At 50.9% G+C, this 22148-nt stretch carries 20 protein-coding genes; 6 read left to right on the top strand and 14 right to left on the bottom strand.

Annotated features, from left to right (window positions below; all coding sequences use genetic code 11):
- Positions 1-73: 73 nt before the first annotated feature.
- Positions 74-832: a histidine utilization repressor gene (gene hutC, locus A7K98_RS09710; RefSeq protein ID WP_087488377.1), complete on the bottom strand. Its 759-nt coding sequence runs from the start codon at positions 830-832 to the stop codon at positions 74-76.
- A 415-nt stretch (positions 833-1247) separates the two neighbouring features.
- On the opposite strand from hutC, the gene A7K98_RS09705 reads away from it, so the two are divergent.
- Positions 1248-2405 (top strand): alpha-hydroxy acid oxidase, encoded by a 1158-nt coding sequence (locus A7K98_RS09705; RefSeq protein ID WP_087490445.1) that lies wholly within the window; start codon positions 1248-1250, stop codon positions 2403-2405.
- On the opposite strand, the gene A7K98_RS09700 is transcribed toward A7K98_RS09705, so the two are convergent.
- From A7K98_RS09700 to A7K98_RS09665, 8 genes are all read right to left on the bottom strand, one after another.
- Positions 2387-3148, bottom strand: a complete 762-nt coding sequence (locus A7K98_RS09700; RefSeq protein WP_198361150.1) for an SDR family NAD(P)-dependent oxidoreductase — start codon at positions 3146-3148, stop codon at positions 2387-2389. The two genes, A7K98_RS09705 and A7K98_RS09700, sit on opposite strands and share 19 nt — an antisense overlap.
- Positions 3145-4107 carry a zinc-dependent alcohol dehydrogenase gene (locus A7K98_RS09695; protein WP_087488376.1) on the bottom strand — a complete coding sequence of 321 codons (963 nt, stop codon included), beginning with the start codon at positions 4105-4107 and terminating at the stop codon, positions 3145-3147. The genes A7K98_RS09700 and A7K98_RS09695 overlap by 4 nt, the downstream gene beginning before the upstream one ends.
- A gap of 23 nt (positions 4108-4130) precedes the next feature.
- Complete coding sequence (locus A7K98_RS09690) at positions 4131-5414, bottom strand: hypothetical protein (RefSeq protein WP_087488375.1); 1284 nt, start codon at positions 5412-5414, stop codon at positions 4131-4133.
- A complete protein-coding gene (gene hisD / locus A7K98_RS09685) occupies positions 5407-6735 on the bottom strand; it encodes a histidinol dehydrogenase (protein WP_087488374.1) in 1329 nt (442 codons plus the stop codon). The genes A7K98_RS09690 and hisD overlap by 8 nt, the downstream gene beginning before the upstream one ends.
- A gap of 16 nt (positions 6736-6751) precedes the next feature.
- Positions 6752-7513 carry an ABC transporter ATP-binding protein gene (locus tag A7K98_RS09680; protein ID WP_087488373.1) on the bottom strand — a complete coding sequence of 254 codons (762 nt, stop codon included), beginning with the start codon at positions 7511-7513 and terminating at the stop codon, positions 6752-6754.
- Positions 7513-8355 (bottom strand): ABC transporter permease, encoded by an 843-nt coding sequence (locus A7K98_RS09675; RefSeq protein WP_087488372.1) that lies wholly within the window; start codon positions 8353-8355, stop codon positions 7513-7515. Before A7K98_RS09675 ends, A7K98_RS09680 begins: the two co-directional genes overlap by 1 nt.
- A gap of 63 nt (positions 8356-8418) precedes the next feature.
- Complete coding sequence (locus A7K98_RS09670) at positions 8419-9342, bottom strand: ABC transporter substrate-binding protein (protein WP_237268683.1); 924 nt, start codon at positions 9340-9342, stop codon at positions 8419-8421.
- Between the two features lie 339 nt (positions 9343-9681).
- Positions 9682-10386, bottom strand: coding sequence for an alpha/beta fold hydrolase (locus tag A7K98_RS09665; protein ID WP_087488370.1), 705 nt, complete (start codon positions 10384-10386; stop codon positions 9682-9684).
- A gap of 121 nt (positions 10387-10507) precedes the next feature.
- Between A7K98_RS09665 and A7K98_RS09660 the strand changes: the two genes are divergently transcribed.
- Both A7K98_RS09660 and A7K98_RS09655 read left to right on the top strand, forming a co-directional pair.
- Positions 10508-11425: an ABC transporter substrate-binding protein gene (locus A7K98_RS09660; protein ID WP_087488369.1), complete on the top strand. Its 918-nt coding sequence runs from the start codon at positions 10508-10510 to the stop codon at positions 11423-11425.
- Positions 11422-12744, top strand: coding sequence for an NtaA/DmoA family FMN-dependent monooxygenase (locus tag A7K98_RS09655; protein WP_087488368.1), 1323 nt, complete (start codon positions 11422-11424; stop codon positions 12742-12744). The genes A7K98_RS09660 and A7K98_RS09655 overlap by 4 nt, the downstream gene beginning before the upstream one ends.
- Positions 12745-12915: 171 nt before the next feature.
- On the opposite strand, the gene A7K98_RS09650 is transcribed toward A7K98_RS09655, so the two are convergent.
- Positions 12916-13320, bottom strand: a complete 405-nt coding sequence (locus tag A7K98_RS09650) for a GNAT family N-acetyltransferase (RefSeq protein ID WP_087488367.1) — start codon at positions 13318-13320, stop codon at positions 12916-12918.
- Positions 13321-13537: 217 nt separating this feature from the next.
- On the bottom strand, positions 13538-14779 hold the full coding sequence (locus A7K98_RS09645) for an alpha/beta fold hydrolase (protein WP_087488366.1): 1242 nt from the start codon (positions 14777-14779) through the stop codon (positions 13538-13540).
- Positions 14780-14897: 118 nt separating this feature from the next.
- Here A7K98_RS09645 and A7K98_RS09640 point away from each other — a divergent pair, with 118 nt between their 5' ends.
- On the top strand, positions 14898-15764 hold the full coding sequence (locus A7K98_RS09640) for a LysR family transcriptional regulator (RefSeq protein WP_087488365.1): 867 nt from the start codon (positions 14898-14900) through the stop codon (positions 15762-15764).
- Between the two features lie 67 nt (positions 15765-15831).
- Here A7K98_RS09640 and A7K98_RS09635 read toward each other — a convergent pair whose 3' ends face one another.
- Positions 15832-16611, bottom strand: a complete 780-nt coding sequence (locus A7K98_RS09635) for a hydroxypyruvate isomerase family protein (protein ID WP_087488364.1) — start codon at positions 16609-16611, stop codon at positions 15832-15834.
- Positions 16612-17122: 511 nt separating this feature from the next.
- Here A7K98_RS09635 and A7K98_RS09625 point away from each other — a divergent pair.
- The gene (locus A7K98_RS09625; RefSeq protein WP_087488362.1) at positions 17123-18076 is read left to right on the top strand and encodes a helix-turn-helix transcriptional regulator; all 954 of its coding nucleotides are present in this window, start codon (positions 17123-17125) and stop codon (positions 18074-18076) included.
- Here the strand turns inward: A7K98_RS09625 and mdlD are convergent.
- Together mdlD and A7K98_RS09615 are read right to left on the bottom strand one after the other, a co-directional pair.
- Positions 18038-19345 (bottom strand): NAD(P)-dependent benzaldehyde dehydrogenase MdlD, encoded by a 1308-nt coding sequence (gene mdlD / locus A7K98_RS09620; RefSeq protein WP_087488361.1) that lies wholly within the window; start codon positions 19343-19345, stop codon positions 18038-18040. The two genes, A7K98_RS09625 and mdlD, sit on opposite strands and share 39 nt — an antisense overlap.
- Before the next feature lie 17 nt (positions 19346-19362).
- Positions 19363-20241 carry a transporter gene (locus A7K98_RS09615; RefSeq protein ID WP_087488360.1) on the bottom strand — a complete coding sequence of 293 codons (879 nt, stop codon included), beginning with the start codon at positions 20239-20241 and terminating at the stop codon, positions 19363-19365.
- 301 nt (positions 20242-20542) lie between these two features.
- Between A7K98_RS09615 and A7K98_RS09610 the strand changes: the two genes are divergently transcribed.
- Positions 20543-22138 carry a GMC family oxidoreductase gene (locus A7K98_RS09610; protein WP_087488359.1) on the top strand — a complete coding sequence of 532 codons (1596 nt, stop codon included), beginning with the start codon at positions 20543-20545 and terminating at the stop codon, positions 22136-22138.
- The last annotated feature ends 10 nt before the right edge of the window (positions 22139-22148 follow it).

Below are 22148 nucleotides of genomic sequence, written 5' to 3'. Positions count from 1 at the left end.
CAAGCAACTGGTTCTGGTGCTGGAAGAGAATCAAATAGTAAGTCTCCGGATTATCGATACCCGTTGTTGCTTATCACTGCCCCCGCCCGCTAAATTTACCCAGTAACTTATAACGCGTTCCGGGATAGAGAAATTTCGAGTAGGTCACCACCGTAGACTGGCTCCAGGTCTGGCGGCGAATCAATAAACAAGGTTCCCGGTCATCAATATCCAGTAACTGTTGTTGTTCACTGTCTGCCATAACTGCCTCGACAATATGCTCTCCCGCCGACAACGGTGCCACATTCATCAGATAGGTGTAAGGCGTTTGAGTCTGGTAATCGTGGTTAAGATAGTCTGGTGCACCCTGTGGATTTACCAGTCGGTCTTCCAGCTGTACCGGCACACTATTCTCATAATGGATAATCCGTGAACTAAAAACGTTTTGCCCTGCACGCAGCCCGAGCAATGCAGCCTGTTCCGCACTGGCTTTGACCTCCTCCAGCCAGATGGTACGACTGGTATGCTGATGGCCGCGCAATTTTATCTCTTCAGCAATATTGTGCACTTCCAGCATCTCGGTATAGCCTTTGCTTTCTGCTACAAAGGTTCCGACGCCCTGCATTCGTAGCAGAAAACCTTCGCTGGTCAGTTCACGCAGCGCGCGGTTGATAGTCATCCTGCTGACACCCAGGCTACTGACCAGCTCATTTTCCGAAGGTATTTTCTGATTAGGTTTCCAGACACCTTCAGAGATCTGACTGATAATGGCTTGTTTTACCCGCAGATAAATTGGCGCGGGCAGATCACTCATTGCTTCCGTCAGCTGTGTAATCGCACTTTTCACGGTCATAGTATTTTCCTGTGTCACGTCTGACTGATATTTTCCGACGGCGGATTCCACCCCTAAAATCGTCCCGCAGAGCCGTTTGTTTTGCCCCTGTTTGCTGCACACTGCACCGTGCCGGAGCAGCTTTCTGCCAGTACGGCACTAAGTAACGCCCTCTGGCAATAAATCAGTCACTGAGAATCATGGCGCATCTCTTGCATAGTACTGGCCAGGTTGTCTACACATGATCAGACAATACCGCTCAATGCTTCATTCTGAAGATGTTTTATGCAAAACGGATACCGTTCCTGAATATATTCAGGTTATTGCGCTCTGTACCCGGCAATTACGGTTGCCAGAAGATAACTAAAGTTTTCCATTCCGGAGGTGGATTTTCACTTCCGTGATACCTGACAAAGCGAGGCTTAATAAAATTGCTATGATTCTTAATACTGACGATCTGCGTAACCAGGCAAAACGCATACTGCCAGGCTTTGTTTTTGATTATATTGATGGCGGCGCAGAGGATGAGAAAACCCTGCAAATTAACCGTCGTGCATTTGACCAGTGGCTGTTTGCGCCGTCGGTATTACGGGATGCCAGCCAGAGAGATCTTTCTGTCAGCCTGGGTAACAGCCGTTTATCAGCGCCACTGCTGGTTGCCCCCACTGGCTATAACGGTATGCTGCGGCATAACGCCGATCTGATGCTTGCTCAGTCAGCAGCACAGGCAGGTATCGGCTATATCCAGAGTACTGTATCTACTGCCGCGATGGAGTCAGTCGCAGAGGCTTCCCCCGGAGACCGCTGGTTTCAGTTGTATGTACTAAAAGACCGACAGGTCACCCGGGATCTGCTTGAAAGAGCTACCCGTGCTGGCTGCAGTGCTCTGGTGGTCTCTGTTGATGCCGTTCATTTCGGCAACCGTGAAAGAGATAAACGCCATTACCGACGCCCAATGAAGTTGTCGTACAGGGCAATGGCCGAAGTTGCCATGAAACCACGCTGGTTTTGTTCAACCCTGCTTCCCGCAGGAATGCCCGGATTCGGTAATCTGCTGCCCTATTTGCCGCCGGAATACCAAAAAGGCGCTGGCGGAGCGGGCTATTTTGCCAGTCAGATGGATACAACTTTAAACTGGGAGATCCTGAAGTGGATACGCTCACTGTGGCAGGGAGATTTATACATTAAAGGCCTGATGACACCACAGGATGCTTTACTGGCAAAAAGTATCGGCGCTACTGGTATTGTCATTTCAAACCACGGTGGACGGCAACTCGACGGCACACTCAGCCCGTTAACCGTGTTACCGGAAATCCGCCGTCAGACGGGACCCGGTTTCACTTTACTGATCGACAGCGGGTTTCGTCGCGGCACAGATATCGTGAAAGCGCTGGCTCTTGGCGCAGATGCGGTTTTACTTGGCCGGCCATTACTGTATGCACTCGCTGTTGGCGGGCGGGCGCAACTTGATAAAACCATTGCTGCGCTAATCGGCGAGACCTCGCAGACACTTGCGCAGCTGGGCTGTACATCACCTGGAGAACTGACACCTGACTTACTCTATACCCCGTCGGGTCAGAGTGCCGCCAGATAACCACCATCAACATAAAGTATCTGACCGGTGATATAGCGGGCTGCTGCTGAACTCAGAAACACAGCGGCCCCTTTTAAATCTTCAAGTTCCCCGAACCGTTGCTGCGGTATTTTTTGCTGCATGGTTTCACGCCATTGAGTGTCACGGTAGAACACTTCGGTTAATTCGGTTTCAAAATAACCCGGTCCAATACCATTAACACGAATTCCCCGCCCGGCCCACTCGGTGCTCAGTGCCCGGGTTAACCCCGCCAGCCCCGATTTAGAACTGCCGTAAGCGGCTGCCCCGGCAACACCGACCAGGCTGGTCAGTGAACAGATATTAATAATGCTGCCACTGCGTCCCGCGGCCAGCATCGATTTTGCGACGGCCTGAGCACAGAAAAATGCACCTTTCAGATTTGTTCCGACAATGGTATCCCAGAGCTGTTCAGTCACGTTTTCCGAGGCACACACCTGTTCAGTTCCGGCATTGTTAATCAAAATATCTATCACACCGGCAGCAGCAATTGCGGTTTCTATCGCGGGAATATCGGTGACATCCAGTATGATACCATCAGCCTGATATCCCTGACTGCGCAGCTGGTCAACAGCCTGATCGACACTCTGCTGATGACGACCGCTGATAACTAACTCAGCTCCAGCCTCTGCCAGTCCTGTGGCAATCGCCAGGCCTATACCTCTCGTCGCTCCGGTTATCAATGCCCGCTGGCCACTGAGCGAAAAAGCATTCATTTTATTCATGGTTGGATCACCGTTTTGAGGTAGCCGGATTGCCCGGCCAGTAAGCGCTGGTAAGCTGCCGGAACATCATCCAGTGGAATAACCGGAGCAGTCAGCTGTCGTAACTCCGCTGTCAGTTCTGCCATTATCCCCAGTGCATCACGTTGCTCATCACGGAATACACTGCAGCCTACCAGGCTGATTTCCCGCTCCACCCAGTAGTTAAAATCCAGCCCGGCGGAATCATGGAAGATCCCCACCAGAGCAATCTTCCCTCCCGCGGAAATTTGCTCACTGAGCTGGCGCAGCACCGAAGCGATGCCGGTAGCTTCTACGGCATAACTAAATTGCCCCGCCGGTTGCAACGGAATCACCGCTGCCAGCCGTTGGTAACGTTCACTGTTAGGTTCGGCAAGCTGTATTTTGCACCCTTTAAGGTGGTGCAACAACAATGCGACCAGACCACCAATGGTGCCACCTCCGGCAACTTTCACCGTTGCACCGTTGGGAGGATTCAGTTGAGTGACGACCCGTAATGCCACCCCCAGCGGCTCACTGAGAACAGCAATGTCGTCCGGAACCTCGTCGGGAACCCGTAGTAAATTACGTTCAGGCAACCACACCTGTTCAGCAAATCCACCGTCAAAAACCTCTCCGACAAAACCGAGCTTCTGGCAAAGCTGGAAGTCCTGCCGCTGGCAGGCATCACACTCCTCGCACCAAACCCGCGAATCGGCAACAACCCGACAACCATTGGCGAATGTCGCGCTGTTCTGTTGACCGGTTACCACACCGAACAGTTCATGTCCCGGAGTGACTGGCTGACCGGTCATCCATTTACCTGTTCTGAAATTATGCAGGTCGGAACCACAAATCCCGGCACGTAAGACTTTTACCTGCACCCAGCCTTCGGGCGGGATACGCGATGTTTTCTGCTCAACTCTGAGATCACCTGGTGCATAAAGAACTACGACTTTCATTCTCTGTTCCTCATGTAGGGAATTCAGATTAGGCTGTTTAGCCATTCACTGAAGTGTGAGTCGCCGCCACTGCCCAGCATGACAGCCACTGACAAACCGATTGCTGAGCTGACCGGGTTATGTTGGCCCGCCGCTCCGGCACGTAAATCCATGACCAGCGTCGGGCAACAAAATAATGCCAGCCGGACAATCCGCTGCCAGTCATCCGGTAACCAGCCTTTGTCTTTCAGCGTGGCCAGCAATGGCTTCCAGTACAAATCACCTTTGCTGGCCAGAAATGCTTCACGTAACGGAGTGAGCTGCCAGTTATGAGTCACGTTGATTTGATTATCCTGCAAAGTTACTGTGACACTGTAACGTTCTTCCGCATCCTGAGGCTCGTATAACCAGCAAGGATGAGCAAAAATATTATGAAATGTGGCTTTAATTTCAGCCAGCAGTGACGGGATGGCACTTCCGGCAAAGGCGGGGTCAAAACTAACCAGTCGCGGAGGGTCACTCTCTTCATACCAGACATTGGCATTATGAGCGTCACCGTGTGCTACCACCACTCCCTGCCCGTTCAGATAATCCGGATTTAGCCGCTGGCCGGATTCAAGGAACAGTGATTCCAGAGTGTGCGGATATAACACACCATTAATACACCAGTGCATATCTTTCAGCTGCTGCCACTCAATCTGCTGGTCACCTAACAGAAAACTTTTCCCGATATAGAAAGCCGCAACCCTGCCACCCAGTCCAGGAGTCACTCCGTCAGAAATCAGCCGGTGATAAAACAACTGATGAATGGCTTCACCCGCGATTTCTTCTGAGGAAGCCTGTCGAAGGGTCGGTAATGTTTGTCTTAGCAGCAGTTCATCCGCTTCGCGTTGCGCTTTGACCACCGGCACTATGGCCTGCCAGTCGTGCCGGGTTTCCAGGTCGCGGCAGACATCGGCCAGCCGGCGGTCATCACGCAAACTGTACAACAGGATTTGTCGCCCGGGTTCGCCACAGGTGAACAACGGCACATCCACCGGAAACCCATGTTCCCGTAACAATTCAGCCCGGTAATATTCTTCTACCGTACTCTCTTCTCCCTCTTCGTGGTGATACTTGAAAAAGAAGGTCTGCTGATCGTCCAGAGTAACCCGGCCGTTCAGTGAGTTAAGGCTGTATTGATCGCGATTTATGGTCAGTGTTACCGCCTTACGACCGGTAACTTCACTGATCAATTGTTTCAGCTTTTCGGCGGCTGCCTGCCACTCCCCCTGCCGGGTTAACAGCCTGGCTTCGGCAGCCAGTGGTGGGCGCCGGCACTCACTCATCGCCACGACCCTTCAGTAAATCCTGACGAATATCAGATACCGCCAGTGCATGGCCAGGGAATCCTTCATACCCGGCAAAACGTCTAGCGTTTGGCGCCAGCGTCTGATACCCCGTCGGGGTCACCCAGGCTACCGATATCCGTTTCATATAATCAAACACCGACAGCGGTCCGGCAGTTTTCGCTGCGCCATTGGTCGGCAGGACCGCGTTCGGACCGAGCATAAAATTCCCCAGAGTGATCGGAGTATGCGGCCCGAGCAAAATTTCGCCTGCGTTGCGGATACGCATCATGACTTCCATGGGTTCACTGGCGAGAATCTCCAGATGTTCCGGCGCATAACTATTGACGAACTCTATTGCCGTGGCGAAATCTTTAGTTAACACTACACCGCCATGAGTTCCACCCAGCACTGCCTGTGAAAAACCAGCGCGCTTCTCACCTATGGTCTGCCAGTAACCAGGCAGAGCTTCGATCGCTTCACGGGCAACTTCCGGGCTGGAGGTCACCAGATAAGCCGATGAGTCCGGACCGTGTTCCGATTCAATTAACAGATCCAGCGCAGCCAGTGCTCCGTTAACTGAATCATCAGCCAGAATAATACTTTCACTTGGGCCGGCAGGAACGCCCGGATCGATAAGTCCGGACAACTGTCGTTTTGCCGCAACCACCCACGGGCTACCGGGACCGACAATTTTCAGGCATTTGGGCACTGTTGCCGTGCCATACGCCACCGCTGCCACTCCCTGGGCGCCGCCACATTTATAAATATCGTTAATACCCACCAGCCGGGCAGCCACCAGCGTGGCATCATCAACCCGCCCATCCGGTCCCGGCGGAGTAATCACAACCGGCAGAGGAACTCCGGCAACCACAGCAGGAACCGCGGTCATAATCAGTACACTGGGAAACGAACCTTTACCCCGCGGCACATAACAGGCAACTGAATCAATTGGCACATGACGATCCCCGGCAAATGCGCCTGGCAGCATTTCTTTAAACCACATCTCTTCCGGTTTTTGTGCTTCATGGAAAACACGTACATTGGCGACCGACATACGCAGCGTTTCGATAATTTCAGGATCCATGCGGGCAAACGCCTGCTCAAATTCTTCTTCGGTCGCTTTCAGAGAAAAATGTTCCGGCACCACGCCATCGAACTCCCGACCAAAGCGGATTAATGCCTGATCGCCTTCGGTTCGAACTGCTTCAATAATCGGTTTAACTTTTTCGGTAAAAAACGACAAATCAGATTCAGTCCGGCGAAACAGTTGGGCCGGTAATTCATCTGCCAGTGAAAGATCGTGAAAAGAAACAGACATAACCAATCCTTAATTATCAATAAACAGTAGAATGTTGATGGATACGATGCAGAACTTCGTGCTGCAGATCGGTAAATTCAGAGGTTCGGTTAATCCCCTCATGCCTTGGTCGCTGTAGCCCTACCTCGAAAGTAGTATCGATATGCCCCTGACCCATGACCACTATCCGGTCGGATAACCAGACCGCCTCTTCAATATCATGGGTGACAAACATCACCGTCAGACGGTGCTTTTCCCAGATTTCGATCAGCAACTGCTGCATCTGATGACGGGTCATTGCATCCAGCGCACCGAACGGTTCATCCATTAGCAGGATTTTCGGGCGATATGACAGCGCTCTGGCGATAGCGACGCGCTGTTTCATCCCGCCGGAAAGCTCGCCTGGCCAGCGATCGGCCGCAGCACCAAGCTTCACCAGTTCCAGATGCTGCTGAGCAATCTCCCGACAGTCCCGGGCAGGTGTACCCGCGGCTTTCAGGGCGAATTCAATATTGCCCCGCGCGGTCAGCCAGGGAAGCAAGGTATAAGACTGAAATACCACGCCGCGATCCAGCCCGGGTCCGGTGATCGACTGGCCGTCCACCCGCACATCGCCGCTGTCAAATTCTTCCAGTCCCGCAGCAATCGACAGCAAGGTACTTTTACCGCAGCCGGAAGTGCCAACCACCGAGACAAATTCATTATCATTCAGCGTCAGATCGATTTCTTTCAACACCCGACGACGGCTTTTACCCATAGGGAAGCTTTTTTCAAGCTGATGAAGTTCGAGGGTAGCCATTAGGAACGTCTCCGGTTGTAACGAAACAGAATTCGCTCAGCACCGCGCATTAACTGATCGGTAATCAGCCCCAGAATGCCAAGCAGCAGGATGTAACCGATGATGGTATCGGTCTGAAAATAACGCTGAGAGACCACGATCCGGTAGCCCAGTCCGGAGGTGGAAGCCACCAGCTCGGCAAGTACCAGCCACGTCCATGCCCATCCGAGACTGATACGCAGCGCATCCCAGATAGCTGGTAATGCTGACGGAATGACGATCCGTAACAGGATCTTATGATCAGGCATACCAAGCGTTCTGCCGAGTCCGACAAAATCGCCAGGCACACGCTTAACAGCATCCATCATCATCAGTACCTGCTGGAAAAAGGTACCAATCCAGATCACCAGAAATTTCTGGCTGTCATCAGTCCCTGTCCAGAGAATAGTCAGCGGGACAAAGGCCACCACTGGCATATACCGGATAAAATCGACCAGCGGTTCGAAAATAGCTTTAAACAGTCCGTAACAGCCCGCCAGCACCCCGATAATAATCGCCATCACCGAAGAGATAGCGAAGGCAATAACAATCCGGTAAAGACTGCTGCCAATATCGCTGAGTAAAGTGCCATTCAGCGCCAGGGCAACCATGCGATCCCAGACCCTGTCGATACCTGGCAGGAAAATCGGCTTCACATACCCGCCGGAAGTGGCCAGCCACCAGGCCAGCAATAAGAAAACAAAGACTGCCACGGAAATTGACAAAAACTGTGCCCGCGACGGGGTTTTACCGATAGTCAGCAAATTGCCACGTTTTTTACGAACAGGCTGACGCCCCGACTGCTGAGGTTGAGGGGTACTCATAGTGACTCCACACAAAGGCAAAACTCTGCCGTTATCCGACAGAGCTGCAGATCAAACAGAGAATTACGGTGCATCAACAAAGCTGGCATCTATCGTTTGTGCCGGGGTCACCGGAGCACTGACAATACCTGCTTCGGTAGCCGCTTTCAGAATGTGTGGGAAGGTTTTGGTCGTAAAATCATGTGACAGGAACTTTTTATTGTCGGCCAGTGAATAGTAATGAATACCGTCAAATGCAGTTTTCAGATCATCCGGGGAAGCACCCACCGCTTTGGAAATTACTGCCCGTCCCTCACTGGTATGAGCGTTATAATAATCCAGAGCCTCACCCCATGATTTAATCAGTGCCTTAATTTCCTGCGGGTGCGCAGTAATATAATCATCACGGACTACCAGCACGTCACTGATAAGCCCCGGGTCAGATGCCCCGCTATAGATAACCTTCAGATCAGGATTCCCCTTACGCGCTACTGTCAGATAAGGTTCGTAAGTCACTGCGACCGGAACCCGTCCGGCAATAATAGAATCCCCGGCGGAGGCCGCTGGCATTGGCACCGGTTTAATATCTGAATATTTCAGCCCCGCGGCGGCCAGTGCACTGCGCAGCAGAATATCGCTGGTACTGCCCTCTTCATAGGCCACCTGCTTACCTTTCAGATCTTTAATGCTGGCAACACCTTTACCCGCCAGCATGGCATCTGCAGTATTACTCTGATCGAGCATCATAACGATTTTGACCGGCAACCCTGCCGAAATCATTCCCATTGCGGTATGAGTGGCGATATTTGCCACATCGATCTGCCCGCTGGCCAGTGCTGCGTTAATATCTTTATCTTCGGTAAAATTAATAATATTGACCTTTTTCAGGCCCTGTTTTTCAAATATGTTCTGGCCGGCAGCGACATACCACTGTCCATAGCCGAGCCAGGGTTCGATACCCATTTTGACTTCAGTGGTATCCGCTGCCTGCGCTGCCGTTGCCGACATCCCCATTGCACCTGCCCAACACAGTACAGCCACTGTTTTTGTCAAATTACGCACTGAAAACATAAAGGTACCCTTCCGTCAGAGTCAGCAGAAGACCGGGGTTATCCGGCCATGTATAGACAATCCCATGCAAGCAGAATGCCAAAACTATGCTGCCCGACATCGCCAGTGATTACCGTGAGTTAGTCGGAAATTTCCCATCATGGTGCTCCTGTACAGTGCATTGCACTATCAGGAGCAGACAGCGAAGAAAAGTTAAACGTTCAGAAGGGTTGATCAAAAATGCAGTAAACTTTCCCCCGGGAAACAAGCCTCACCAGCACCGGGGGACAGACTGTTTTACAGCCGGTGTTTCGCCAGCCAGTTGGTGGTAATTTCTGCCAGTTTTGCCGGTTGTTCCAGAGGGATCATATGTCCACAGTGCTCAACCACCAGCGATTCAGCCTGAGTAAACCGCTCTGCCAGCTCAACGGCTTCCTCCGGCAGACGCAGATTATCCTGACGTGCGCTGATCACCAGCACCGGACAGTTGATACTGTTAAGCGGAATATCTGTCCGGTCGAGCAGAGACTGATTACGGAACACTTGTGCTCCCAGCGTTTTACCCATGTTTCTGATTCGCTGTACCAGTTGAGGATCAGCAGCATGTTCCGGGTGCAGTGAGGTTTTAATCGCGGACGGACTTAATCCCTGAAAACTCCCATTCAGGGTTGCAGCAGCAGCGTCCCGCTTCCGCTGTTTCTGTAGCGGTGTATCGTCACGCAACGAGGTGGCTATCAGTATCATTCCTGTCACCCGCTCCCCGTATTGCGCAGCTAAAGTACGGGCGACATAACCACCCATCGAAAAGCCCACAATCACAAAGCGTTCAGGCAGACGGTCTGCATAACCGGCGGCAATTTCCTGCAACGTTTCACCCGGTGACAATGGCAGCCGCAAATAGCTGCGGTCTGTTGTCATTTTTTCCAGGTAATCATCCCAAAGCGTTTCATCCAGCATAAAACCGGGCAGTAGTACAACAGGTAAACTCCGGGTGGCAGTCATTTCTGCTCCTTCAGGGATAGGATATCGGTTTCTGCCATCTGGCGGAAAAGCTTGTCAGATATCGTTATTTTGCCGCCATGATGCCGCTGGTTAAGCTGTGAATTTAACAGGGAAATAGTAAATGAAATTATTTATCTGTGCATTGTTGTTTTGCAGCGCAACAGTTCAGGCCACACAACTGACTATCGGTGATCAGAAAGGCAATGCCAGGGCCGTGATGGAAGCTGCCGGTGAAATCAGTCATCTGTCATATACGGTGAAATGGGTCGAGTTTCCCAATGCAGCCCCACTACTGGAATCACTGAATTCCGGTCATCTGGATGCAGGTATGGTAGGTGATGGCCCGCTGGCATTTGCCGTCGCGGCGGGAGCCTCGGTTAAAGCTGTGCAGGCATCTCAATACCTGGGTAACGGAATTATCGTTAAACAGAACAGCCCGATACATAACATCCATCAGCTTCAGGGTAAGACAGTCGCTACGGTGAAAGGCTCTGCGGGGCAAAATCTGGTGCTCTCGGCGCTGGCCAAAGCTGGTATGCCTGCGAACAGTGTCCGGTTTGTCTTCCTTTCCCCGGCAGATGCCTCACCGGCGCTGGATAATGGTTCAGTGGATGCCGTTGCCAGTTGGGAACCTTATGTTTCATTCGGTTTATACCAGTCTGGCGACCGTCTTCTGGTAGACGGCAAAAACTTCCCTGTATCCAATTACCTGGTGGCGACCGATCAGGCAATTGCTGATAAACACGATGAGTTACAGGATTTTAGCCAGCGATTATCCAGAGCCAGAATCTGGGGGTTACAACACCCGGAAGCTTATTCTCAAACCATCAGCCGGATTCTGGGTATCCCGGAAAACGTCGCATTAAGTAAGGTAAAACGTGAAGACAACTCACCGGTGAGCAATTTTAACCTGCTGATCGCCCGTCAACAGGCGGCAATAGATACCTTCACTCAAAGTGGCCTGATTAAGCCAGGTCTGAAAGCCAGGAGTTTACTCAGTGCCGGATTTTTTACAGCGTCAAAGGGACTCCAGCCATGATGAACCTTGCGTTATATCTCGATGCGGGTATCCACCAGGGCGGATGGCGCTATCCACAGGCAGCCAGGGATAACGGCAGTCGCTGGCCGTTACTGCGCAATATTGCATTGCGTGCAGAAGCAGCAAAACTGGATATGGTGTTTATTGCAGATAAGTTGGCCATTGATGATATCTATGGCGGTGACCTGTCAGCAACCGTCAGAAGCCGGCCCCAGGGATGGTCGGAACCGTTGACTCTGCTGGCTGCACTGGCGGCGGTCACTACGCAAATCGGACTCGGTGGCACCGTCTCATCCTCATATTCTCTGCCTTATACCGTGGCTCGCCAACTGGCAAATATTGACCATATCAGCGAAGGCCGGGCTGCCTGGAATGTAGTGACTTCGGTCAGCGATGCCGAGGCACGTAATTACGGACGTTCACAACACTATTCACACAGCGAACGCTACCGGCGTGCCGCCGAATTTATCCCTCTGGTCCGTCAATTGTGGGACAGTTTCGCCGCCGATGCGGTAGTTAATGACCAGCAAAATGCGTTGTTTGCTAATCCGGAACGCTTTCGTTATCTGCATCATCACAGTGAATGGTTTAGTGTCCGTGGACCATTGAATATCCCACGGCCGCCGCAGGGCTACCCGGTCACCATTCAGGCGGGAGTGTCTGATGAATTCATTGATCTTGCCGCACACTTTGCCGAGGTAATGTTCGTCGTACAACCGGATCTGCAACGAGCAGCCAGTTTCTGTCAGCGGATTAAGCAGAAAGTGGCGCTGGCCGGACGTCAGCCACAGCATGCGCGCATTTTACCCGGTCTGGTTCCGGTGATTGCAGAAACACGCGCGGCAGCGAAGGAGAAAAAGCATCATCTTGATTCTCTGATCACGGTGGATTCTGCGTTGAGTTTTATGTCCGCCAGCATGAATCATGATCTGGGACGCTATCCGGTTGACCAACCCGTGCCGGATATTCGTGATTTTATCACCGGCAGCAAAGGCCGGTTTAATTTTGTGATCAGTCAGGCACTTGAACAGCGACTGACCTTAGGGGAAATGGCGCTACGTTATGCAGAAAGCCTGTCATTCCCGTCCCCGGCAGGTACCGCTGACGAAATTGCGGCAATGATGACAGAATGGTATCAGGCCGGAGCCTGTGATGGTTTTGTGATCCTACCCGCTTATCTGGAAACTGACGGCAACCTGTTCCTGGACGAGGTTGTTCCCAGACTGCAACGGTCCGGTGTTTTCCGTAAGGAATACCCTGGCAAAACCTTGCGCGATACACTGGGACTGAACGTACCGGAAAACCCCTTTTTCCCGTAAATAATGAAAGCGCAATCCATGGATATGATTTCACTATTGAAGATGAGATTATTTTAGATTATCTGTCGACTATCCGGATTGATTACCTGCATGGCTAAACAGACCGGGCAGTGTTATGAGTTTTTTTAAATAAACCAGACCATTGCCCACCTTCGCTGGATTTATCTCAGATTAGGGATAAAGTAGTTTTATGGATGAAGTTGAGATGAAGAGTGAATTGTCATTGGGCGATTTAAGTTCGGTAAAACCCAACTGGCGGTACAATTTTCTTGCTGCTTCATTCAAAGCATCAACAAACATACCGTGTATGCCGACCGCATCAGAAGCTTTTGACACAACTTTTATTGCATGGGCAACAAGTACCGCCCCGTAGCCATTTCCCTGAAGCGATATGTCTATTGCCAACCTGCCCAGAGTGATAGCCGGAGCATTAGAATAAGGGATCTCCTTTTGCTGGCTTTTGGTTGGCAAAGAGTCGCGCTCAAAACTGCTGCCTGAAAGTGTATAGAAGCCGACAATCTTTGGTATCTCGTCATCGGTTATAAGGACATATCTGCGAAAGTACCCGTGATTCAAGGGATAGCTTACCGGACAGGCAGCCGGATAAGGTCATCAGCGACCTGATAAAACATCCGAATTCAACCTCATTAGCCGGTTCAGACAGCATCCTGGGAACCAGACTCATTTCTGGTGAGTACTATGTCAGTACAGCATCAGAATTTTCCATGAATAAAAAATAATCACCGCTGCCTGTTGCAAGCACACCACCAGCAATAAACAGCGGTTATCTGTCTTAGTGGTCAGTTTTACTGAGAAACTGCCGGATAAGCCCCGTGACCTGCTCTGCGGATTCCAGCATTGGGTGATGCCCGGTCTCAGGCAACAGAGCCAGCTCACCTGATGGCAGTGTATCTGCAATCTCTATACTGAGTTCCGGTGGCGTCGCAGGGTCTTTTTCACCACAGATGACCAGTACCGGTACCCTAATATCAGCCAGCAACGGTCGTATATCTCCACGGGTAAATACTGCTGCGGTGGCTGCCAGCGCCATCGCCTGTGGGTCCTGTTGCAGCATTAATTGCCGTTCTTCCAGAGCCTCATGCGGTGAATTCTCCAGCCAGCGGGAGCTGTTCAACGTCTGTTGAAGGCTGGTAAACAATTGACTGCGTTGTTGTTGCGTTCCACTGTGCAAAATCTCGCGCCGTTGCTGCCAGACAGCCATTCTGTCTGCAGGCTCCTCGCGGGCACTGGTCCCCAACAGGATCATGCGCTGTATCCGTTGAGGAAAACGTGCCGCCAGCCGTATCCCTGCCATTCCTCCCTGACTCTGACCAATAAAAGTGACGGGCTGCTGAAATAGCTCCTCAATCATCAGAGCCAAATCTTCGGCAATATCATCGAGGGTCCAGCCTGACGGCGAGTGGCCACTCTGCCCGTGCCCTGGCATATCAATCACTATGCAGCGGTAGTTTTGACTTAGTCCGGAATATTGTGCGCGGAAAGCCTGCCCGCCCAGAAACAGTCCGTGTGCAAACAGCAGTATTGGCCCTTCCCCGATATCCAGATAACGATACACGGTGCCATTAATCCGCACCTGCTGATGCACTGGTTGTGGCTGTACAGTGAATGCCTGTTTCAGCAACAGAGAATCTTCATAGATCTGATAACGGGATATCTGCTGTCCTCTGACAGTAAAGCGGATCACCATATCGCTGCCAACAGTTTGCCCGGTGGAAAGAATAGTGTGCCGGAAGCGACCTACCGCCAGAACATTTTCATGGTCACCATAGTAATGGCTAATCACAAACTCTCTGGCGAGAAAGTTTTGTGGGAAGCTCCTGAGCCATGCGACGACCTTATTTCTACCCTGTAATAATCCTGCGGTACTGACCCCGGGATCCCCGTCCACATGCCATACCACATCTTCACAGAGCAATTGTGTCAGTCTGGCAATATCTCCTGCGGCAAAAGCACTGAACCAGTTTTCTGTTACCTGACGACTGGCAGAAAAATCCTGTGATGTTGTTGTCTGCATACATAACCCCTTTTCGTTGACGTACTTAGTACGAGCTGATGGCGAAAAGTATATGTTTGCTATTTACGGAGAAAAACCACTACTATCGGCAAATCATTTTCCATAAAAGGAAAACAGCATGCCATCTTACGCCCCTGACTGGGATGATATCCGTTTTTTTCTTAATGTTGCCCGCAGCCAGAGCCTGACCAAAACTTCAGCCCAACTCAATGTCAGCCAGTCTACGGTGTCAAGAAGGATCCAGTCTCTGGAACAACGCTTACAGGTCCGGTTGTTCACCCGCCACCAGTCCGGCTACTATCTGACCGAATCAGGGAGTGCGCTGTTACAATATGCTGAGCAGACCGAAGAGAGCATTCTGCAGCTGGAAAGTCATCTGACCGGCACTGACCGCCGGCCCGAAGGCACCGTCCGGCTGGCCACTACCGATCTACTGGCCAGCCAGCTGATTATTCCGGCATTACCGGAATTTATGCACCAGTATCCCCGTATCAGGCTGGAGATAATCACCGGTATTTCTGAGGTTTCTATGTCCCGGCATGATGCAGACCTGGCATTAAGGATGGTAAGGCCACAACAAAACTCACTGAAAGTGCGGCGCGCCGGGGAAATTCCCTGGTCGGTACTGGGGCATCAGGAGTATCTGAATAGCTATCCGTCAGAGTCGCAGTGGCAATTTATTTGCTGGGACAGTGCGTGGGATCATCTGCCATCAGCCCGTTGGGTCAGTGAACATTTCCCCCACAATGAGTCAGCGCTGATCACCACCAGCCTGAACCATCAGATAGCCGCTGCCAATGCCGGGCTGGGTGTGGCAGTACTCCCGGACTTTGTGACCCGACACTATTCTCAGTTACAGGCAGCTGATGGCAGACAACAGATTTATCGTGAAACGGTATGGATGGTGAGTCATGGCGATTTGCTGGAATCAGCCCGTGTTCGTGCAGTGGCAGATTTTCTGTTGGCGGTAATGGCGACTGGCTAGCCGAAGTCCATTACCGTTAAACATTACTGCCATCAGACTGGCGTTCCGGAAAGAGGGTTTGTGATACTCAGCGTGGTAGCAACCCCATTTCTCTGAGCTGCAAGAAACTTTCCCGGGTATCACCCTGTGGATGGTATTCCATGCTGATCCAGCCCTGATAGTTAAGCTGTTCAAGCAGAGAAAACAGTTTGTCAAAATCCACAGCTCCGGTACCCGGCTGATGACGGCCAGGAACATCGGCGATCTGGATGTGATCTATCCGGTCAATAAAGGCCGGTAACACTTTAAACGGGTCTTCCCCGGCACGCAGCGAATGATAAAGGTCGTACTGAACCCGCAGATTGTCAGAATTCACAGAGTCCAGAAAACGTACTGTTTGTTCGGTACCCGATAATAAAGCGCCGGGAACATCGTTATGGTTTATCGGTTCCACCACCATGCGGATCCCTTCCGCTTTCAGGCTCTCAGCCGCATATTCAAAGTTCTGCTTCAGGGTATTCATGGACTCAGGGGTATCTTCGGCCGGACCAGACGGACAATTGATCCGCGGCGGTTGTAACTGCCGTCCATAGTCCCGCGCCAGACTGACCGCCTGCTGATATTCAGCCACCCTCCCTGCCTGACCGGCGAATCCCCGATCTCCGGCATCCCAGTCACCCAGCGGCATATTGAATAACACCAGCTGCAGGTGATGTTTATCCAGTGCCTGGCCGATTTTCTCTGCCGGCCAGTGGTAAGGAAAAAAGAACTCTACGGCATGAAATCCATCTTCCGCGGCCACGGCAAAGCGGTCAAAAAAATCATATTCGTTATAGAGCATGGTCAGATTAGCGGCTATGCGAATCATCAGAGCTTCCTTCTGGTTGCCGGTCACTGTCACAGAATGCTCAGCAGAGACTGAGAATACGACAGAGACCGTGCCATTAACCGCCCATCTGCTATTACGGCTTTGCAGTATCCCTGCATCAGAGACATATCGCTGTCTGAAAAGTCCTTCCCGGGGAGCGGGTAACTACAGATGAGCATAAGTTTATTAAATGTTCATATGAACACTACCCGTTGACTGCAACCTGAGTAAAACCCTAAACTCTGATTTTGTGATTCATGCATAACTTTTTATTAACAAACAAAAAGCCATTTCCCTGAGTACAACAAACCAGATCCCGATCATAAAAACCCATAACTGGCGGGGGTATTCTGCGATAAAAGACAGCATGATTTCCCATTGACGGTATAACTCCGCACGCGACACCAGGGCCGAAATGTGATATTTTTGTAACATATCAGTCCCTGAACGGCAGAAGCTTGCGCGACAGCGTGAGAAGTAACGCTATAAACCAGTGAAAGGATCGTTGCCTATGCAGGAGAACCAGTTAACGCAGTTTTTAGCTAATGCTTACGGACTGCAGCTCACCGGTGACCCACAGGAAACCGCGCCGGATGCCTTCCATAAACTGCAGTTTACCCAAACCCCTGCGGGTATCTTTTCGCAGATAGAGGCGTTTCGCCCGACTCTCGGCCCAAGCCAGAACCATCCGCACAAAGAACAGTTAATTTTCAAACTGGTGACACGCGGGAATATTCGTATTCGTAATGCCAGTGGCGAGTACTGGTTACCGGATGGTTCTTTGTCGTTGCTGACTCAACAGCGTAATTTTGAAGAGAGTTTTATCTCCCCGACCTCGTTACTGGTGATTGGATGCGACAGTGCCTTGTGCCAACGGGTTCTGCCTTTGCTACGCAAAAGCGGCGGCCACAGTACCACACCTGAACCGCAAGATTTTATCTGGCTGCAGTCACTGATCCGCCAGTATCTGAGCAATCATCAGTTTCTCAGTCCCGGCTTGTCAGCCATCAGTAGCCAGTCAATTATCACCACACTCTGCGAAATGTTGTTGAATGGTCCGCAGAAAAACACCAATCCGCAACTGGCACGACAACGTACTATTAGTGAGATTCGTGAATTTATCAGTGATAATCTGCATGACCCGGCATTAGACGGTGAGATGATCGCCGCCCATATGAGACTGAGCGTTAACTATATGAATCGTCTGCTGCACAGCGAGCAACTGTCTCTGATGAAATGGGTGTGGCAGCTGCGTCTGGAGGAAGCCAGACGGTTACTGAACAGCCCTGCCATGCAGCATTTGCAGCTGGCAGAAATTGCCTGGAATTGTGGTTTTGCCAGTCAGTCCCATTTCTCTCATGCGTTTAAAAAGCATTTTGGCATCAGCCCGAAACAGATGCGGACCGATGGCCCGCAACTGTCACAGTTAACTCAGGGTCACCGTCCTGACAGAACGCTGGTGTGAACAGGTATCGAAACTGGCTTTTCCGTGGTATTTGCCCATTCCTGAAGGACCGATACCGCCAAACGGTAATTGCGTTGATAAGACATGGGACAGTGCATCATTAATCTGTGCATCACCTGACTGAACAGTACTGATAAATTCCAGCGCCCGTGTGGTGTCACAGCTGAATACATACAGTGCCAGTGGTTTGTCATGATAACGCACAATGTTTTCCCGGCATTCATTCAGATCACGGTAGCTGAGTACCGGCAGGATTGGTCCGAAGATTTCCTCCTGCATTAGTGCATCCTCCCAGCCGACATGGCTGACCACCGTTGGCGCAAACTGGCGGGTTGCCTTATCAAAACTGCCACCACTGATCACCTGACCACCGGTCCGTGATAAGTAACCCGCCAGTTTATCAATCTGCCTTTCACTGACCACTTTGCCAATATTTTGCCCCTGCATATTATCCAGGGCTTGTTTAAGCTGACGGGTAACCTCAGTTTGTAGTGACTCAGGAACCAGCAGATAATCCGGAGCCACACAGGTCTGGCCGCTGTTAAGGTATTTGGCGAAACAAATCCGTTCTACCAGTTGTGGAATATCCGCATCTTCCATCACGACCACCGGGCATTTACCTCCCAACTCCAGTACTACCGGAGCCAGTTGCTCTGCCGCGGCTTTCATCACCACTTTCCCTACCCCCGGGCTGCCGGTAAAGAAGATAAAATCGAATGGTTTCGCCAGCAGCCACTCATTTTCCTGCCTGGCCCCTTCCACAACGGCCACGTACTGTGCAGGAAATGCCTGTTCAATGACCTGACGAATCACCGCGGAGGTGGCAGGAGTTGCTTCTGAGGGCTTCAGAATAGCCGTGTTACCGGCTGCGATAATGCCTGCCAGAGGGGTCAGCGTCAGGTTAAACGGATAATTAAACGGACCGATAACATAGCTGACACCATAGGGTTCAGCACGGATACGCCCTTGTGAACCTGCCAGGGTTCCTTCTAACGGAAACACCTGGTCCTTAGACCATTCCGGAAGACCTGCCAGCATACTGTCTATTTCTTCAACCACAGCGCCGATTTCAGCCAGATCGACAATTTCCGGGGTTTTACCCAGATCACTTTCCAGTGCCGCATAAATTGCCGGTTTGTTATCCAGAATCACCTGGCGTAATTTACGCAGTGCCGCCATCCGCACCGTAATATCACGGGTGTTACCTGCCTGAAACCATTGCTTCTGGGCCGCAAAAATATCATTAATCGTCTGTTCTGTACTCATCATTGCCTCACTCAATCTGTTCAGAATACATAGAGTAATCTGAGGTTAACGCCGGTATCTTTTTTGTAGCCACTACTGACATCGAAATCACGGACCAACTGTGTACTGACCTGAAAATGGCCACCAAACAGTTGCTGATACTCCAGTCGCATTTGTTGTGCTGACGTTTTGGTACCGTTGTACTCTCCGTCCAGGTACTGCCGGCCGCCAGCGGTAACCGAATAACCCAGTGCGACTTTCTGTTGATGATTGAAGTCGTAACGCAGATTAGTCTGCCACTGATAACCGGCATGTTGTTTCAGCGTCTGGCTGCCATCACCGGCCGAGGTGTTGTGTCCGTAAAATACCGAATCCTGAAACATTTCCAGGCTAAGTTGCCGGTATATCGGTTCAACCCAACCCAGCTGTAAATCAAACTTATAGCGATTCTCACCAATGTTTAGTGACTTATTACGATCATATTTTCCCCAGGGCAGCGTGACTAACGGGGTTATCCCGACATAGCGCCCCACATAACCCACCTGCGGCTGATTGACCACCCAAAATGTGGCTCCGATAATCGGGTCGCTGAAACCGGTGGTACTCCCCAGAGACTGTCCACCCACGCTGGCATTACTGACCGAACCAAACGGCAATAATATCTGCGGGTCAACCACCATGCCGCCGATCGTGGTGTAATGAATCAAACGCAAAATCGACATTTCGGTACGGGCATAACCGTCCTGACGCTGATGTTGCTGGTAGTAATCGTTGGATTCACTGTATTGCAGATACAGGGCTGCAATATTACTGCCTGCCGGTAAGGCATCATAATCACCGCTGTTAACATCAACGGCATATCCCGCGGCACTGTATAAACAACTAATTCCCAGAGCAGCGCACCAGACTTTATTTTTCATAGGGTCACTCTACTTTTTAGGTGAGTTATTAATTATTGGTATCCACCCAATCGAATCTAACAACTTTGAAACAATATTTTTGTCTGAGCAGTGCATTTGATTATCCCCTGTTGTGCCTTAAATTTTAAATTGTTATTTATTAGATAGTTATATATTTATTCATTTTGATTTTTTGTGCCTGAATTATATTTTTAACATTGATGTTTTTTACATTTTTAATATTATTAATTCACAAATAATAAAAACCCGTCTTCTTCTGTCGCAGCAATATTCGTCACGGATATTTGCTAAGGAATAAAATATGCAAAACAAATATGATGTAATTATTATCGGAAGTGGCGCCGCGGGTTGTGTTGCCGCAGGCTATCTCGCAGAAAATACCCGGTTATCCGTTGCCGTTATTGAAGCCGGTAGCACGGATAAAGATCCGATGATTCATATTCCCGCCGGTTACGGACAAATTCTGGCGAAAGATCACCATGTCTGGCCTTATGACACCATACCTCAGCATGGGTCCGTCAGACGTTTCAGAATGGGTAAAGTCGTCGGTGGCGGCACCTCTGTAAACGCGATGTGCTACGTGCGGGGACAGAAACGGGATTTTGACAGCTGGTACCAGGCCAGTGGTAATGACAGTGACTGGTCTTTTGAATCACTGTGGCAGACGTTTATCAGCCAGGAAAAAAATGACACCTTCCACAACCAGCATCATGGTATCGACGGTAATCTGGCGGTACAACTGCCGAAGGGAATTAACAGCCTGAATCAGTACTGCATGAAGGCGTTCCAGGAATATGGCCTTCCCTACAATGCTGACTACAATGGCGACAGCCAGGTCGGTGTTTCACCGGTGCAGAGCAATGTCGCCGATCAGAAGCGTTGCAGTGCTTATGTCGCTCACCTTAAACGCCATGTGGATTCCGGTCGGGTTGAACTGTTGACAGATATGGCCGTAGCGCGGGTAATTCTGGAAGGAAAACGGGCCACCGGCGTCGAAGTGATAACCAGTAATCAGACACAGAAAATCTCAGCCAGCCATGTCATTCTGTCAGCCGGTGCGGTGCAGTCACCGAAAATTCTGATGCATTCAGGAATTGGCCCGGAACAACAACTCTCTCAGTTCAATATTCCGGTTAAAGTTAACCTGCCAGGTGTGGGTGAGAACCTGCATGACCACCCTATTATCCCTGTCAGCGCCTATGTGAAAGGCGTGCTCGGTTACCAGAATGCCGCGCTTGGTTTTGGCACGGTCAAAGCCGGTATGCGTTATTACATCACCAAAGACGGTCCCGCTTCCGGTAACGGTATCGAAACTGTTTCGTACTGGAATCCGGACCAGCTCGATGCCGAGCCTACTGTGCAGTGTTATCACGAGCCAATTATTTCGACTAACGGACTCAGCCCGACCGGCAGCCGTTCCGGGGTCACATTCGCACTGGTTGTACTACAACCGCGCAGCAGAGGTTCTGTCCGCCTCGCCGATGCAGATCCATTATCCATGCCGCTGATTGACCCGAATTTTATCGGCGATGACTATGATTTAGATATCGGAATTAAAGCTGTTAAATCGATTCGTGAAGTGATGAAACAGCAATCTCTGGCCCCGGTGCTGGAAGAAGAGCTGATGCCTGGTGACGGGGTAAAAACCGATGAACAGATTGCTGAATTTGTTAAAGCAGTCGCCACCACCATGTGGCATCCGGTAGGTACCTGCCGGATGGGACTGGACGAGATGTCAGTCGTGGATGCCAACCTGCAGGTGCATGGTGTCGATAATTTGCATGTGATGGATGCTTCTGTCATGCCGAATATCACCAGCGGTAATACCAACGCACCCACCCAGGCCCTGGCATTAGTCGGTATCAGGCGCTGGGTGAAACGTTACGCTCAGGCCTGATTAGCCGTAA

Origin of the sequence: Tatumella citrea, assembly GCF_002163585.1 — a bacterium.
Classification (GTDB): domain Bacteria; phylum Pseudomonadota; class Gammaproteobacteria; order Enterobacterales; family Enterobacteriaceae; genus Tatumella; species Tatumella citrea.
This window is presented reverse-complemented; position numbering and strand designations above follow the sequence as displayed.

What these genes read in the sequence shown, in the direction of transcription:
- A7K98_RS09690 (WP_087488375.1), bottom strand. Translation starts at nt 5,414, where the DNA reads ATGAGTGAGTGCCGGCGCCCACCACTGGCTGCCGAAGCCAGGCTGTTA.
- A7K98_RS09680 (WP_087488373.1), bottom strand. Translation starts at nt 7,513, where the DNA reads ATGGCTACCCTCGAACTTCATCAGCTTGAAAAAAGCTTCCCTATGGGT.
- A7K98_RS09670 (WP_237268683.1), bottom strand. Translation starts at nt 9,342, where the DNA reads ATGTCGGCAACGGCAGCGCAGGCAGCGGATACCACTGAAGTCAAAATG.
- A7K98_RS09610 (WP_087488359.1), top strand. Translation starts at nt 20,543, where the DNA reads ATGCAAAACAAATATGATGTAATTATTATCGGAAGTGGCGCCGCGGGT.
- hisD (WP_087488374.1), bottom strand. Translation starts at nt 6,735, where the DNA reads ATGTCTGTTTCTTTTCACGATCTTTCACTGGCAGATGAATTACCGGCC.
- hutC (WP_087488377.1), bottom strand. Translation starts at nt 832, where the DNA reads ATGACCGTGAAAAGTGCGATTACACAGCTGACGGAAGCAATGAGTGAT.
- A7K98_RS09645 (WP_087488366.1), bottom strand. Translation starts at nt 14,779, where the DNA reads ATGCAGACAACAACATCACAGGATTTTTCTGCCAGTCGTCAGGTAACA.
- A7K98_RS09655 (WP_087488368.1), top strand. Translation starts at nt 11,422, where the DNA reads ATGATGAACCTTGCGTTATATCTCGATGCGGGTATCCACCAGGGCGGA.
- A7K98_RS09660 (WP_087488369.1), top strand. Translation starts at nt 10,508, where the DNA reads ATGAAATTATTTATCTGTGCATTGTTGTTTTGCAGCGCAACAGTTCAG.
- A7K98_RS09695 (WP_087488376.1), bottom strand. Translation starts at nt 4,107, where the DNA reads ATGAAAGTCGTAGTTCTTTATGCACCAGGTGATCTCAGAGTTGAGCAG.
- A7K98_RS09675 (WP_087488372.1), bottom strand. Translation starts at nt 8,355, where the DNA reads ATGAGTACCCCTCAACCTCAGCAGTCGGGGCGTCAGCCTGTTCGTAAA.
- A7K98_RS09665 (WP_087488370.1), bottom strand. Translation starts at nt 10,386, where the DNA reads ATGACTGCCACCCGGAGTTTACCTGTTGTACTACTGCCCGGTTTTATG.
- A7K98_RS09615 (WP_087488360.1), bottom strand. Translation starts at nt 20,241, where the DNA reads ATGAAAAATAAAGTCTGGTGCGCTGCTCTGGGAATTAGTTGTTTATAC.
- A7K98_RS09625 (WP_087488362.1), top strand. Translation starts at nt 17,123, where the DNA reads ATGCAGGAGAACCAGTTAACGCAGTTTTTAGCTAATGCTTACGGACTG.
- A7K98_RS09700 (WP_198361150.1), bottom strand. Translation starts at nt 3,148, where the DNA reads ATGAATAAAATGAATGCTTTTTCGCTCAGTGGCCAGCGGGCATTGATA.
- A7K98_RS09640 (WP_087488365.1), top strand. Translation starts at nt 14,898, where the DNA reads ATGCCATCTTACGCCCCTGACTGGGATGATATCCGTTTTTTTCTTAAT.
- mdlD (WP_087488361.1), bottom strand. Translation starts at nt 19,345, where the DNA reads ATGATGAGTACAGAACAGACGATTAATGATATTTTTGCGGCCCAGAAG.
- A7K98_RS09635 (WP_087488364.1), bottom strand. Translation starts at nt 16,611, where the DNA reads ATGATTCGCATAGCCGCTAATCTGACCATGCTCTATAACGAATATGAT.
- A7K98_RS09705 (WP_087490445.1), top strand. Translation starts at nt 1,248, where the DNA reads ATGATTCTTAATACTGACGATCTGCGTAACCAGGCAAAACGCATACTG.